Raw genomic sequence first — 14,375 nt, 5'->3', positions numbered from 1 at the left:
TTTCTAATTTATAAATACGCTAGTAAATTAACTCATAAGAATTTAAAAAGAGAAGAAGTGAATTTGCATTGAAAACATTGGCCATAGTTGGTGCAGATCCCGGATTGGACTTTTCACTGGCTAAAACGTTTGGTAAACACGGATTTCGCTATGATTTCAAGAACATAAGAGAAACTAGACCAGTATACTGAGCAATTAACTAAATTGAGGCTCAAGGTTTTGCTGCGGATATTACTAACAAAGCACAGCTTACTAGAGCTTTTCAAGAAATTAAAAGTACATTGGGAACTATAAATGTCATGAAATTCAGTCCATACAGCGGAAATGTACCTACGACATCGTTGAAGAAAGCCTTTTTTTAATTGAATTCAAATGTGTATACCAAGTTTCCGCTTTTTCAAGACAAGATAAAATGTTATACATTGGTTCTTTATTTTGTTGACATTTAAAAGATGAAGCCCAGCCAACCAGAATTCCGTTCCGATCCTCATCCCCCACGAGCACATTAAGCTTTCTTGGCCTTTATGATCACAGAAATAATGTGATGATCCACGCTCGTACCAGATACCCAATTTTGATGATTGATTTACATAATCCTATAAATTACCTGAATACAGAACTAATGTTTGGCATTATAATAAATAAGAATACATGTTCGTACGTATATGATCGTTTTTTTGGAGGGTGCAGCATGACTAAAACAACTGAGCGGACAATTCTTTTGGCGGATTGCCAGTCTTTTTATGCGAGTGTAGAAAAAGCTTCCTACCCAGAGTATAAAAATAAACCGCTTGCGGTAGCAGGCGATCCTGCACGCAGGTCTGGAATTATTTTAGCAGCATGTCCTATGGCCAAAAGTTTCGGGGTGTCTACAGCAGAACGGCTCGGTGAAGCCCTCAAGAAGTGTCCTGAGCTTGTGATCGTCCGTCCCCGTATGAAACACTATATCGATGTCTCTTTAGCAATTACGGATATATACAAGGAATACACTGACCTGGTAGAGGTGTTTAGTATCGATGAGCAGTTTCTGGACATTTCGGGTAGTTTTAAAATTTTTGGAGATTCTTTAACCGTTGCAAGAGAAATTCAAAAGAAGGTTCTTTTACAAACCGGGGTTTGGGTACGAATAGGAATCAGTTCCAATAAGGTTCTTGCCAAAAGCGCAACCGATATTTGGGCTAAAAAAATTAAAAGCGGTATATTCACGTTGCCCAAGACAGAATTAGAGCAGCTGCTCTGGCCACAGCCAGTTAATAAAATGTTTGGGGTAGGTTCGCGGATGTCGTCCCATTTTGAGCGGCTTGGTATGACAACCATTGGAGATATCGCTAGAACGTCTCTACCAGATCTTAAGTCTAAATTTCGCGCTCGTTTTGGAAAACAGTCGGATATACAGGCGGAGGTCATGTGGAAAACAGCCAATGGTCTAGATGAGAGTCCTGTAGCTCCGTATACCTTCAGTTCTCCACAAAAGTCGGTAAGCCATATGATGACCCTACCCCAAGATTATCTGGAACCAAATGAAGTAGAGACCATCCTGCTTGAACTCTCGGAAGAAGTTTGTCGAGACAGTCGTCGTAAGGGGTGCATGGGCTCTGTCGTGACCGTTAGTTGTATATGTAGCCCATATGAGGCTCCCACCGGATTTTCCAGGCAAATGAAGCTTACAGATCCGACTAACAATACGAATAAAGTGTACAACGCAGCAAAAAAAATATTTTATAATTTTTGGAACGGTATGCCGATACGACGCTTAGGTGTCACTTTAAGTGGGTTGGTTGACGACCAAACTTATCAACTTTCCTTCTTTGAGGATCATGAGCGTATCCGCTCCTTGGAAGAAGCAACAGATAAAATTAAAGAACGCTATGGTAGCGCAGCTATCGTAAGAGCGTCCTCTTTGACCCAAGCTGGTCAGGCACTGGAGAGATCCCTAAAAATCGGGGGGCATTATAAATAAATGAAGGGATATACTGATGTAATTTAGAATTACTAGAGCAAGGTCAGATCCCACTACATATTGGTCTGAAGAGTTCTTGGGAAACAGGTAAAACTAAAAAACTGTTAATCTTTGAATTAAAGTCTAGAAAATTATTGCTGGACTTTGTTAATACTACAATGCTATTTGGTATTTTAGCTGTGTTTTATACTTTTCCTTCGGTTCGAATCCATACTCCTGTTTGTCCCAGCACTTTCCGCTGAATTTCACTTGCAATACTCAACGGATCTCCGAACAGGGAGAGACTTCCGCTCATATCCAGAAATTGTTCATCAATGCTGAAAACCTCAACCAAATCCGTATACTCATTATAGATTTCTGTTATTTTTAATGAGACATCGATATAATGCTGCATGCGCAGGCGTACAATGATAAGGTCAGGACATTTTTTACAGCTTCCCCCAGACGTACTGCAGTGGATATACCATGTTTTTTGGCCAGCGGACACGTGGCTAAAATAATGCCTGAACGAAGTGCAGGGTCACCGGCCACAACGAGCGACTTATGTTGGTATGCGGGATTATCCGCTTTTTCGACGCTCGTGTAAAAGCTTTGGCAGTCCGCTAGAAATATGGTTCTACTTCCACGCTCCTTCACAATGTTGACCTCCTCTCCTGGCATGTGATTAATCATATTCCAGAATATTCTTGAACATATACCCTTATAGTAGTATTATATATAGAACAAGTGTTCCTAATACAAATGTATTTTTTGGAACATTACAGTTTACGGGAAACCTAGCATGGCGTATCATATTATCTTGAACAAAAACAAGTGGAAATGAATGAATATTGAGGGGAGAAAACCATTTTTATGAACCCAAAACGTCGACCATCATCTCAAAAACGCAGTAGGTGGCGCATTTTTGGCAGAGTTTTGCTGATTAATATCAAGTGGTTCTCGCTTGCGGGTGTACTTGGAGTGCTGTTTGCCGGAGGTCTTATATCCGGTTATGTGGCGGCACTGGTTCATGATGAACCTGTACGATCACGTCAATTGATATATGAAAAGGTAAATGAGAATGCTCTGACCAGTTTTGTATTTTTTAATGATCAGGTAACTCCGGTTGGAAGAATGCGCATGGAAGAGGACCGACAGCTCGTTGACCTGAAGGATGTCCCTCAGTCCATTGTGGATGCCCTCATTTCAACAGAAGATAGCCAATTTTATGAGCACCATGGTGTAGATTTAAAGGGGACGGCTCGTGCTGTCAAACAGAAACTTTTGAATGAAAACCGCCAAACTGGCGGCAGTACACTGACGCAGCAGGTAGCCCGAAGAGTTTTCCTCAGTCTGGATAAAACGGACAGCCGAAAGGTGAAGGAAATGCTGCTGGCACTACGTATGGAGCGTTTTATGGGCAAAGACAAAATATTAACGGCTTACTTAAATAAAATGCCTTTTGGTAATGGTTCCGCTGGTTACAATTTGTATGGAATCAAGTCTGCTTCGTTAGGAATTTTTAATGTAAGTGATCTACATAAGCTTCATATTGCTCAAGCGGCTTATTTGGCAGGTCTTCCACAGCTGCCATCTGTTTATTCCGCTTTTGATGGTAAAGGGAATTTTGATGAAGAAGGTTTCAACAAAGCGATGGAGCGCCAACGTGTTGTGTTGGGAAGAATGCTGGAAACAGGCAAGCTCACACTGTCCGAATATAATGATGCGCTTCAATTTGATGTGAGAGCGACTCTTGCACCCCATCGCGAAAAAAGCTATAACACATTCCCTTATTTGATGCTGGAAACAGAGCGGGAGGCCGCACAGCTGTTAGCACTCCAGCAAAATCCGAATCTCACAGCAGCCGAGATTTCTAAGCCTGAGCATGCTGAACTTCTTCAAAATACGCGAGAAGAGTTGCAACGGTCCGGCTATCGAATTTATACAACGATAAATAAAAAAATTTATAGCAATATGCGACAGATTGCAGCTAATCCACAAAATTTTTCTCCATACAGTAAGAAGAAGGGACTAGAACAGATTGCGGCAATCATGATTGATCATAAAACAGGGGCTATCCTCGGTATGATCGAGGGCCGGGATTTTAATACCGAGCAAATGAACTATGCAACTCAAATGACACGTCAGCCCGGTTCTGCCATGAAGCCTATTGCTGCTTACTTACCTGCTTTGGAGAAGGGCTACACTCAGCCCGCCGGTCTTATTGATGATTCACAAATCATATTGAAAGACGGACGAAAGGGTTATCATATTCCTAAAAATTATAACAGAAGGTATGAGGGGCTTATGACAGCCCGTGAAGCACTCAATCGGTCAATTAACATCCCTGCACTGAGGCTGTTTTTATATGAAGTTAAAATTCCAAACGCTTGGAATTTTGTGCGTTCTCTTGGAATTACGACGATTCAGCCGCAGGATGAACATGCTCAAACAGGAGTTCTAGGTGGACTTAGTAAGGGGGTATCTGTCGAGGAACTGACTGCAGCATACGGAACAATTCCCAATATGGGCGTGTATAATGCCCCTCACTTGATCAGTAAAATTACAGATGCCAACGGTAAGATTGTATATGAATTTAAACCACAGACGAAACGTGTATATTCGCAGCAAACCGCATTTTTGATGACGGATATGCTCAGAACCGTTATATCAGACCCAAGAGGAACTGGCAAACGTCTGCAAAAAGCTTTTAAGAGCTACGGTACCATTGATATTGCGGGTAAAACGGGTACGACACAGAACTTTGGTGATGTGTGGTTTATGGGATACACACCTGACGTTACGCTAGGCGTATGGGCTGGTTATCGTCAACAGGTTAATACATTATCTCAAGAAGGTCACACCAGAGCACAGTCGGTGTGGGCGTTGATCATGAATGAGGCGGTCAAGGACCAGCCTGAGCTTTTTAAGAATAAGCATTTTATACAGCCGGAAGGCGTTGTGAAAGTTACGGTATCTAGTCTTACAGGTAAGCTGCCAGGGCGCTATTCCCGCCAATCAGGTCACCTCGTGACTGACTGGTTTAACCAAAAGTACGTGCCGACCGAAGTCGGAAGAGAACAGCTTCCACGTTCTGCTAGACCAGTAGTTCCGTCCAAACCAGATATCAAGAAAGAAGATGTCCCTGAGATCAAGGTACCAGCAACAGATCAAGAGGAGGTTCCACCAGAGGAAACAGTTCCTTCTGTTCCTGACACAGACGCAGAGATCGAACCGCCTGATGAGAATAACGATGTGCCATCAACAGATACTTCGCAACCTTCTATTGAAAACGTGCCGGAGACACCTTCTGAATCAGAGAACCAGAGTGGTGCTCCAAAAACTCAGCCTGATGAGGTTATCGATCCTGAACCAACGACTGATCAATCCAACAACTAAGCAACATGGACGATCTAGTTTAGAACACCGTTTCCAACAATATTGACAGTGACCTGCGGATGAAAACGGACACGGGGATACTCCTCATTCCAACGCTATTCCATTACAATGGCTACCTTGAATGGGAAGTTGGATAGTCAGGCTCCGGTACATCTGTCGGACAGAATTCTCGGTGCCTGAATAAACTTCATTGGTACTTTACCTTCATTGGTTTGAGATTCATCTACAACTTCTAGTGTTTGCTGGAGTAGGCCCTTAGGAGTAAGATCATAAATCGATGCATTTGCCAATCTGGCATCCTTTAAGCTGTCCTGATCCCAGCAGCCTGTTGTAATTATGAGTAGAGCCAGCATTTTATGCGGCTCTGCTCTTTTTTCATATTTTAGATTTCTCCTTTTTGAAAATACGAGCCAAATTATTTGCATGTAACCAATGGGCTTTAAAATTTTCTCTTTGTTCAGGCAAGTAGGCAAGGCGAAATTATAAGGGGTCATAGTCTTGGGTCAGATCAATTCCCAGGTAGTATCCGAGTTTACGCCGAACCTCACTGCGGGCAAAGGATGAAAGCATGAAAAATCGTCTTTGGTAACCGCGGCATACATACAAAACCTCTACGCCTTCATGATTTCGGATTTCGCTGTATATTTTCACTCCCTGTCTTTTCATTCGTGCTTTTGTGTCTGCTAATTGAACAGTTACGCGCTGTTGTACTCCAGTCAGGCTACGAATATACAAATCGGGCATTTTTAGAGGAGAGATATTCATAATACGAATGTCTCGCTCCAGCACATCCAGTACAAGTGTTAGAAGTACACACATTTTGATCAGTCCTGCGTCTTCTTCAGAAGGCAGAGGAGCTTTATGCTTGTTAGCAAGTACCTTTTTGTTTGTCATAAATATCTCCTTTACGCGGAGTGAAAGTACAATATATAATAAGTATATAGAACATACGTTCTGGATATACCTCATCATAGGGATTTTTCTGTTGCCAAAGCAATCATCAATTATTGGAAAAGTGTCAGGAAGTCCTAATTCCATGTGCCATTGTGGTAAAGATTCTTTCGTATATGACCGATGACAGTCAAACAAAATTTGTGTTAAGCTAATGGATAAAAAACTTACATAGAAGGGATAGCGTTCTGATAGCGGTCGTTTTCTACTTTTAACTTAAGAAAGTCGAGAAAGAAGGTTTACATATTGTCACGTTCGTTATATGTAGCTTTATTATTGTTGAGCCTTATTTGGGGCGGTTCTTTTATGTTTATTAAGGTGTTATTGCTACATCAAGTAGGACCGTGGACCATTGTATTTCTGCGATCCAGTTTTGGTCTTATTTTTATCATCTTATTAATGCTTCTTATACGCAAGCCGTTTAAAATCAAAAGCATTCCGTGGAAATCGGTTATTCTGGTAGCATGTGTCAACATGGTTTTACCATGGACATTGATTGGTTTTAGTGAGACCAGAATAGCTAGCAGCATGGCTTCTGTATTGAATGCCACCACGCCAATATGGACTATGTTGGTGGGTCTTGTCTTCTTCGGAGCTATATTTCATCGCCTGCAGTGGTTAGGAATGGGGCTCGCTTTTATAGGAATTATTATTTTATTGGGTATTAATCCTGCCTCTATTATTTCTGTTGATCCGGTAGGTTTTGGATGTATGCTGCTTGCGACTCTCTGCTACGGATTTGGAACACAGCTCTCCAAACGTTTTCTCTCCAATCTTTCCATGTATCAGGCTACCTTTGCGACACTGTTTGGTGCGGCAGCAGGGGGTGGTATTATGATGGTAATTGTAGAGAGACCAGATTTGTCGATCGTTTCTGTTCCAGGAGTATTAGGTTCCCTAATAGGACTAGGAGTTTTGGGTTCAGGGGTAGCATATATCTTGTTCAACTATATGATTTTGCGGGGGAGTGCGGAATTCGCTTCTTCGGTAACGTATTTTGTACCAGTGAGTGCCATCGTATGGGGCTTTTTACTTCTGAATGAGCATATCGGCTGGAACGTGCTGACCGGTCTGGTTCTTATACTCGGGGGCGTATTTATGGCCAATCAGCGCAGAACAGCCAAACTAAGGGTAATAACTCCAAGTGAAAATAAAACACACTCAGGTCATTGAGTGTGTACTCGCCAAACCTTTGGTATAATGCGTCAACTCGCACATACAATAAAGCATGCTCACACATAAAATAAAATATGGTGCAGCAAAAAAGCAAGCTGTTTAGCAGGTGACAAGGTGTGGTATAATAAATTATAGAATTATATGCACCACAGAAATGTCGGAGTTTTATTCCACAAAAGAAAGGATCAGGATACCATGTGTCCCCGAAGGATACTTCCCCAAAGGACGATTTGGAAACGATTTGATCTGTCTTATACTTAGCTTTTCCGCGGAGTAACGTCAAGTTGCGAAAGCCAACTCTGCGGAAGAGGGGATTGTACATGCGAAGGACCAAGTCCTCCAGGCACATCTTACCAGGTTGCTTCCGTAAGAGTGGGTTCATCCACATCAAACTTACGAGAAACCGAGGGAGCCTGTATGAGGAAAACTTACGAATCTATCGTGAACAATGGAGCACTGAGACAGATTGCTGTCATGTTGCTCGGAACATGCATTTTAGCTTTTACGTACTATCACATTAACGCCCAGAATCATTTGTCAGAGGGCGGATTTGCAGGCTTAGCTCTGCTGGGGCATTATGCGTTTGGCATATCTCCAGCATGGAGTATGCTGTTGCTTGATGTTCCTGTCATATTGCTGGCATGGGTACTGAAGGGCAAAAGATTTATGATGCTAGCATTAATCGGAGCCGTCGCCTTTTCACTGTTTTATGCAGGATTTGAGAAATACTCGACTCTGGTTATAGATCTGCATGGAAATCTGCTGATAGCAGCTCTACTTTGTGGGGTGCTCACAGGTTTAGGAGCCGGAATCGTACTGCGATTCGGTGGAGCAACCGGGGGCGATGATATTTTGTCTCTGCTGGTGAGCGAGTGGCGCGGATGGAAAATCGGCAACGTGTTTATTGTCAGTGACATCATCGTGCTAGGATTATCGCTGTTGTATCTGCCTGTAAAGGAAACAATGTTTACTATACTGGCTGTGTGGCTTGCCGGAAAAATAATTACATGGACGACCACGTTCCAATTGCACCGACCTGTGAAAAAGGTACTGCCAGCGGCTAATCCCGCTAAAAAGGTAGTTGCCAAAACAGTGCGGGTCGTCCACAGCCTTCGTCAATAAGGAAAGGGTGTTACGTCAGGAGAGAAATCTTCTTACGTAACACCCTTTCGCTGTATTCAGCTTCATCTCCCTCTTCTTTGATCGCTCGGCAATTCACGTTCAGCAGCACATGAAGGACTCTTTAGAATTAGAAAAAGCAAAATTTTGGTCATACCCATTGTAACTTGAATGCTGTTTTTATATTTTTTCTACTTCTTATTTTCTTCTACTGGATGATTATCGTTCCATTCTTCAGCTTGAGCAGTGGCAATCGCAATAGCACGCCCTTCTTCATAGCCCTCGCGGAGTAGAGCGTTAGCGATATCAACGGCTTTTTCTCGCACCCGGGGTTCCAGATTTTTCATGGATGGCGGGTAATCATGTTTGTTCCAAGGCATTGTTGCACACTCCTTTTTAGCAGATGTTGTATTATGTATTACCCGTTGTTGGCTTAGACAAACAAAAATTAAGGTAATGAATGTATTGTAAAATATATCTTGAGAAAAGGCGTATAATGGTGTGCAGAATACCAGAAAAAGGAGTGGAACATTTGCTTGCCTGGGGTTTCGTTTTTTTACTAACCATCATCATTCATACTACCGATAGCTTGTCTTATGCTCTTCGGCTTGGTGGTTTGCGAGCACGTCGGATTGGATTGGCCTTAACCGTGGCCGGAATGCTGCTGTTGGTTTCACGCACCTCCAATATGGCGCAGGGGCCTTTACTTGGAGGGATGGTCGATCAGGCTAAAGAGTCAGCACAATTGGGCGGAACGGATACGAGACTGGAACTGTATATGCACGGGGTATTGCTGGCCGCCACCGTTGGAACTATGTTTGCTATATTACTGTATCCAACAGTGGTGCGCATGTCAGCCAGATGGATTGTGCATTTGGAGCATACTGGATCTATTCCAGCTTTAATACGTCATTTAATGAGTCGAAATCGCTGGAAGCATGCAGGCTACTACATAAAGCGCCCTAGCTGGTCCATGCTTACCTCCCTGATCAGTGGAGTGATCCCCAAGCGTCTAATTATTTTAAATATTGCCGTTACCGCAATTTATACAACTGGAGTGGTATCTGCCTTGTATGCGTCATTTCTATGGCCCGCCCAAGGTACGGCAATGTCAATGTCGTCAGGCTTAATCAATGGCGTCGCAACGGTATTGTTGACCTTGTTAATTGATCCAAGATTGGCGGTGTTGTCAGAAAAAACGCTACGAGGGGAGCTACCCCTAATTCGGATGAATAGTGTGTACGGTTGGATGATCATCTCGCGTTTGGCAGGAACTTTATTAGCTCAGCTATTGCTGGTACCGCTAGCCATTTGGCTTGGGTGGGTGATGAGCTAGATCAGTAAAGATGTGCTGCCATATCCAAAAAAGGCTGACCCGTGACCATCTAATAAAGATGATTCCGGGTCAGCCTTAATGATTTTACGGCTGCTTACTTTTCAAATAATGACTTATATGCTCCATATCCTTCACGCTCCAAGTCTTCCTGAGGCACAAAGCGGAGCGCGGCAGAATTGATACAATAACGCAAACCCTCTGGACCTGGACCATCATCGAATACGTGCCCTAAATGGGAGTCTGCTTCGCGACTTCGCACCTCGGTACGAATCATGAAATGGCTGAGATCGGTCTTTTCTTTGACATTGTAACTGCGCAACGGACGGGTAAAGCTAGGCCAGCCGCAACCCGCATCATATTTGTCCAGTGAACTAAACAAAGGCTCTCCTGATACGATATCCACGTAAATGCCTTCAGCTTCATGATCCCAAAACTCATTTTGAAATGGGCGCTCGGTCGCGTTTTTTTGTGTTACTTCGTATTGAATAGGCGTCAGCCGATCTTTGAGCTCGGACTTATCAATCTTGACAGCCCAATTTTGCTCAATAAAATCTTCACGTCCCGACCCTTTGCGGTAGCGTTTGTAGTGAGCGGGGTTTTTCTTATGATAGTCCTGATGATATTCTTCTGCTTCATAAAAAGTTGCGGCAGGCAGAATAGATGTTGCAATGGGCTTGTCAAAACGGCCACTTTGAGCAAGAGCTTCTTTGGAAGCCTCTGCCTTGATGCGTTGTTCATCATTATGATAGAAAATAGCCGTTTGGTAGGATGAACCTCTATCGTGAAATTGTCCACCTTCATCCGTTGGATCAATCTGTTGCCAAAATAACTCCAACAGTTTTTCATACGGGAACACTTGGGGGTCGAATGTAATCTGTACGGCTTCCACATGTCCCGTTGTTTCAGAGCATACCTCTTCATAGGTAGGATTTTCGGTGTGACCCCCTGTATATCCAGATCTAACCTTCAAAATACCGGGCATTTCCTCAAAAGGGGAGACCATGCACCAGAAGCAGCCGCCCGCAAAAGTTGCCTTTTCTACCGTGTTTGGATTGTTGGTGCTCATATTTTATCACTCCAATCTGAGAATGTTTAATTAGTTGTTATTTAAATAGCTTACAATTAAATTATATACGGGATTTTTGCAAAATCCAACGAAACATCAGAAAGTACTCAGCTGCGTAGCTGTAGTGTGTCCCAAAAAAAGCAATCAAACATTCTACAGAACCGGTACAAACTCATTGCTATCATGTTTTGTTGGCGCGCCTAACTCTTTTTCGGTAAAGTACAAATCCGCCACCTACCAGTGCAGTATATAGCAGTAAAATAAACAAACCCGTGATTGGATGTTCCGCAAAGGTACCGCCTGCATAAGCATACACTGCAATTGCGGGAAGCTTGCCGATCGCTGTGCCTAGCATAAAGCTCCAGAACGGAAACCCTGCTACTCCGGCATATACATTTACAGCTGCCTGAGGAATGACTGGAATCAGGCGAGCCAGTAGCACAGCAGTAAAAGGCTCTTTCTCCATGACCTGATTGAAGCGCTCCAGTGCGGGAACACGCTCCAAATAAGCACGTCCTTTGTCACGAAACAGGGTACGTACGGCACTGTATACGACTAACGCAGCGAAAGTAGTGCCAAGCCAGCAAATCAGAGCACCTTGCCAGGCGCCTGCTGCATAAGCAATGGAAGCGATAATCAGCTTGTAAGGGATAAACGGAATTAACGCGAATAAAAATGCGAGCAGCAGCAGAACCGGAAAGGAGGTTTGCTGGTCCGCCCATGCGAGCCAATCATATCTGTAGATAAACGCGATGCAGAGCAGCGAAACATAAGCCGCGGGGAGTAACCATTTTTTCATTTACATACCTCTTTCAATATCCCTGTTCGGCTTTTTGCTTATACAGAAAAAATAGGGTTCACATTCCCAAAAATGTATGCTATACTGCCACTAACAGAATAGTTCCCAAAGGGGAGTAGCTCAGCGAGTAAAGTCGTCATTACGGGATTCTTAATCCCCGGCTTTATTGGCAACGTAATGTTGTAAGCGAGACCTTTGCCAGGATTTTAGGAATCCGGGTAAATGGTCTTTTTTTGATGCCAAAATGGGGTCAAGCGCCGTTTCCGGATTCTGCGAAATGGCGCTTTTTTAGTATAAAGCGCTGAACTATGTACAGTATAACAAAATAAATAAAGAAGGTGGGAGAAACGTATGGATTTTTTGTCAATCGAGTTTTTAACCGCATTATTGTCCATCATTATCATTGATCTGGTACTAGCTGGTGATAATGCGATCGTAATCGGCTTGGCGGCGCGGAATGTTGATAAGGCCAATCAAAAGAAGGTCATTATCTGGGGAACGGTCGGAGCAGTCATCATTCGTGTGATTGCTACCGTGCTGGTCACATACTTACTGCAAATATATGGATTGCGTTTGGTTGGGGGTCTCGCCCTTATCTATATCGCCTATAAGTTGTTGGTCGAAGAGAAAAAACATGAAATTTCAGCTACAAATCAGATGTGGGCAGCGATTCGCACCATTATTATTGCGGATACAATGATGGGACTCGATAATGTGCTTGCTGTTGCGGGAGCCGCTCATGGGGATATGCTACTTGTTATTCTCGGTCTGGCAATCTCCGTTCCGATCATGGTATGGGGAAGCACGATTATTCTGAAACTGACAGAACGTTACCCGGTAGTGATTACAATTGGAGCCGCAGTATTAGCGTATACCGCTGCTAAAATGGTGGTGGCTGAGCCATTAATTGCACATTGGTTCGCAAATGGAGTCGTTAAATATGGTTTCGAAGCCTTGGTTGTAGTTTTGGTTGTAGCCATTGGGATGCGTGTTAAAAAAATAAAAAGTGAGAAAACAAAAAAGGAAGCATTGCACGCATAAGCTAACTTATATTGAAGTAATCTGGCTGAAGCTGGATACTCAAGTCTTAGAGGCTGTTCCGTCAGGTCCATCTGGATCGGGAGTAGCCTCTTTTCTTTGCTTGTCAGCGGACTTCCATGTAAACTAGACAACAGATGAAATGAGTGATTAGAGGTGGAACGATATGGACAAGCAAATCAAGACAAGAGTAGCGATTGCAGGATTGGGTGGTATCGCTCGTAAAGTGTACCTGCCGTTACTGGCTGCACACCAAGGTGTAGACATCGTAGGTGTCATGAACCGTTCACAGGAGCCGGTCAGTTCTATTATGGAGCAGTATAGACTACCAAGAGGAACGACGGATGTGAAGGAAATGCTGGCATGGGAGCCGGAAGCAATATTTATACATGCGGCCACCGAAGCTCATTTTGACCTAGTCATGGCGTGTATTGAAAAAGGGATAGCGGTGTACGTGGATAAACCATTGTCCTATGATGTTCGTCAGAATTTGGAAATGACTGCTTTCGCGGAAGCGCAGGCTGTACTGCTGGCGGTAGGTTTTAATCGGCGTTTTGCTCCGCACTATGTGGCTGCAAAAGCTTGGCTAGAGGAAGTGGGTGGTTTCAGTCAATGTGCGGCGATTAAACACCGAACTGGATATGATCGTAGACCGGCGGCACAGACGGTTTATGATGATTTAATTCACATGCTTGACTTGCTATTATGGCTGGGTGGCGATAATTATGAGCTACTGCATAGTAGTCTGGATACAACGAGTGAAGGTTACATGGACGCTGCATTTGGGACTTTGCGTTTGGGGGATGCTGCCGGTACATACAGTATGAGCAGACAGGCAGGGGCTGACATAGAGAAGCTGGAGCTTCACGGGGCAGGACGGTCTGTAGAAGTAACGAATATGGAACAGGCTGTTTTCATGCAAAAAAATAATTTATCACAAACTCAAACTTTTGGAAGTTGGGATACAATATTAGAAAGACGGGGATTTACCGGGGTGGTGAATCATTTTCTGGAGCATATTCATCGTCCGGAGGAATGCGCTATACAAGCTGGAAAAGTGTTGGAAAGCCATATGCTGGCGGAAGAACTGATTAATCGTTTGAGTGATTAATATCGAACTATGACGATCGAGACATCAAGAGTTATAGGTTGAAGGAGAAATGTATCAATGGAAGACAACCGCGGAAAACAGTTAGAAGAAGCCATCATTGAAAATTATAAGCAAGAAGAAGATATGATGATCCTTGTGTTTGCTCAATGGTGCATTAATAACGGCTTGGAGCCAGAGGAACTATATCGTAAAGCCTATCCACAGCAGGATAGCAACGAGCGTCTGCTACGAATACGCAAACTGACTGTATCGCGAGAAGAAGCAGGTGATATTCCGCTGGATACGGTATTAGGCGTCCTGTCCATGTTCGGAAATGAGGACTTGGCGATGGTCGTATCTGAGGCGTCTGCCCAGCTCCCGTCGGAACGGAAATAAGTCCAGCTAAAATAAAGTATCTGGCAAAGTCAGTCGTGGCATCGTGGAAATAAACTATTTTTACTG

12 protein-coding genes and 1 pseudogene are annotated in these 14,375 nt (G+C 43.5%); 8 read left to right on the top strand and 5 right to left on the bottom strand.

Annotated elements, in window-relative coordinates; translation table 11 throughout:
* Positions 1–691 precede the first annotated feature (691 nt).
* Positions 692–1,960, top strand: coding sequence for a DNA polymerase IV (locus HFD99_RS01895; RefSeq protein ID WP_016822332.1), 1,269 nt, complete (start codon positions 692–694; stop codon positions 1,958–1,960).
* Positions 1,961–2,162: 202 nt separating this feature from the next.
* On the opposite strand, the pseudogene HFD99_RS01890 reads toward HFD99_RS01895, so the two are convergent.
* Positions 2,163–2,620: pseudogene (locus tag HFD99_RS01890) on the bottom strand (Y-family DNA polymerase); the annotation flags it as partial.
* Between the two features lie 192 nt (positions 2,621–2,812).
* On the opposite strand from HFD99_RS01890, the gene HFD99_RS01885 reads away from it, so the two are divergent.
* Positions 2,813–5,338: a transglycosylase domain-containing protein gene (locus HFD99_RS01885; RefSeq protein WP_045244433.1), complete on the top strand. Its 2,526-nt coding sequence runs from the start codon at positions 2,813–2,815 to the stop codon at positions 5,336–5,338.
* Between the two features lie 480 nt (positions 5,339–5,818).
* Here the strand turns inward: HFD99_RS01885 and HFD99_RS01880 are convergent, their stop codons facing one another.
* Positions 5,819–6,232 carry a hypothetical protein gene (locus HFD99_RS01880; RefSeq protein ID WP_025365180.1) on the bottom strand — a complete coding sequence of 138 codons (414 nt, stop codon included), beginning with the start codon at positions 6,230–6,232 and terminating at the stop codon, positions 5,819–5,821.
* 303 nt (positions 6,233–6,535) lie between these two features.
* On the opposite strand from HFD99_RS01880, the gene HFD99_RS01875 reads away from it, so the two are divergent.
* Positions 6,536–7,462 (top strand): DMT family transporter, encoded by a 927-nt coding sequence (locus HFD99_RS01875; protein WP_016822329.1) that lies wholly within the window; start codon positions 6,536–6,538, stop codon positions 7,460–7,462.
* Positions 7,463–7,882: 420 nt separating this feature from the next.
* Entirely contained in the window at positions 7,883–8,587 is a 705-nt protein-coding gene (locus HFD99_RS01870; RefSeq protein WP_025365179.1) for a YitT family protein, read from the top strand.
* 188 nt (positions 8,588–8,775) lie between these two features.
* Here the strand turns inward: HFD99_RS01870 and HFD99_RS01865 are convergent, their stop codons facing one another.
* Positions 8,776–8,964: a hypothetical protein gene (locus tag HFD99_RS01865; RefSeq protein WP_017427473.1), complete on the bottom strand. Its 189-nt coding sequence runs from the start codon at positions 8,962–8,964 to the stop codon at positions 8,776–8,778.
* Positions 8,965–9,116: 152 nt separating this feature from the next.
* Here HFD99_RS01865 and HFD99_RS01860 point away from each other — a divergent pair, with 152 nt between their 5' ends.
* Positions 9,117–9,920, top strand: coding sequence for a lipid II flippase Amj family protein (locus HFD99_RS01860; RefSeq protein WP_017427474.1), 804 nt, complete (start codon positions 9,117–9,119; stop codon positions 9,918–9,920).
* A 94-nt stretch (positions 9,921–10,014) separates the two neighbouring features.
* Here HFD99_RS01860 and msrA read toward each other — a convergent pair whose 3' ends face one another.
* Together msrA and HFD99_RS01850 are read right to left on the bottom strand one after the other, a co-directional pair.
* The gene (msrA, locus tag HFD99_RS01855) at positions 10,015–10,986 is read right to left on the bottom strand and encodes a peptide-methionine (S)-S-oxide reductase MsrA (RefSeq protein WP_045244434.1); all 972 of its coding nucleotides are present in this window, start codon (positions 10,984–10,986) and stop codon (positions 10,015–10,017) included.
* Between the two features lie 181 nt (positions 10,987–11,167).
* Positions 11,168–11,785 (bottom strand): TVP38/TMEM64 family protein, encoded by a 618-nt coding sequence (locus tag HFD99_RS01850; protein WP_045244435.1) that lies wholly within the window; start codon positions 11,783–11,785, stop codon positions 11,168–11,170.
* Between the two features lie 351 nt (positions 11,786–12,136).
* On the opposite strand from HFD99_RS01850, the gene HFD99_RS01845 reads away from it, so the two are divergent.
* The 3 genes from HFD99_RS01845 to HFD99_RS01835 all read left to right on the top strand — a co-directional run bounded on the left by HFD99_RS01845 (position 12,137) and on the right by HFD99_RS01835 (position 14,309).
* Positions 12,137–12,826, top strand: coding sequence for a TerC family protein (locus tag HFD99_RS01845; protein WP_025365176.1), 690 nt, complete (start codon positions 12,137–12,139; stop codon positions 12,824–12,826).
* Between the two features lie 163 nt (positions 12,827–12,989).
* Entirely contained in the window at positions 12,990–13,934 is a 945-nt protein-coding gene (locus tag HFD99_RS01840; RefSeq protein ID WP_123797352.1) for a Gfo/Idh/MocA family protein, read from the top strand.
* A gap of 57 nt (positions 13,935–13,991) precedes the next feature.
* Complete coding sequence (locus tag HFD99_RS01835; protein ID WP_031461702.1) at positions 13,992–14,309, top strand: hypothetical protein; 318 nt, start codon at positions 13,992–13,994, stop codon at positions 14,307–14,309.
* Positions 14,310–14,375: the final 66 nt, after the last annotated feature.

It is taken from the genome of Paenibacillus sp. EKM301P (genome assembly GCF_011800295.1).
Classification (GTDB): Bacteria; Bacillota; Bacilli; order Paenibacillales; family Paenibacillaceae; genus Paenibacillus; species Paenibacillus polymyxa.
This window is presented reverse-complemented; position numbering and strand designations above follow the sequence as displayed.

What these genes read in the sequence shown, in the direction of transcription:
- HFD99_RS01895 (WP_016822332.1), top strand. Translation starts at nt 692, where the DNA reads ATGACTAAAACAACTGAGCGGACAATTCTTTTGGCGGATTGCCAGTCT.
- HFD99_RS01885 (WP_045244433.1), top strand. Translation starts at nt 2,813, where the DNA reads ATGAACCCAAAACGTCGACCATCATCTCAAAAACGCAGTAGGTGGCGC.
- HFD99_RS01880 (WP_025365180.1), bottom strand. Translation starts at nt 6,232, where the DNA reads ATGACAAACAAAAAGGTACTTGCTAACAAGCATAAAGCTCCTCTGCCT.
- HFD99_RS01870 (WP_025365179.1), top strand. Translation starts at nt 7,883, where the DNA reads ATGAGGAAAACTTACGAATCTATCGTGAACAATGGAGCACTGAGACAG.
- HFD99_RS01865 (WP_017427473.1), bottom strand. Translation starts at nt 8,964, where the DNA reads ATGCCTTGGAACAAACATGATTACCCGCCATCCATGAAAAATCTGGAA.
- msrA (WP_045244434.1), bottom strand. Translation starts at nt 10,986, where the DNA reads ATGAGCACCAACAATCCAAACACGGTAGAAAAGGCAACTTTTGCGGGC.
- HFD99_RS01850 (WP_045244435.1), bottom strand. Translation starts at nt 11,785, where the DNA reads ATGAAAAAATGGTTACTCCCCGCGGCTTATGTTTCGCTGCTCTGCATC.
- HFD99_RS01845 (WP_025365176.1), top strand. Translation starts at nt 12,137, where the DNA reads ATGGATTTTTTGTCAATCGAGTTTTTAACCGCATTATTGTCCATCATT.
- HFD99_RS01840 (WP_123797352.1), top strand. Translation starts at nt 12,990, where the DNA reads ATGGACAAGCAAATCAAGACAAGAGTAGCGATTGCAGGATTGGGTGGT.
- HFD99_RS01835 (WP_031461702.1), top strand. Translation starts at nt 13,992, where the DNA reads ATGGAAGACAACCGCGGAAAACAGTTAGAAGAAGCCATCATTGAAAAT.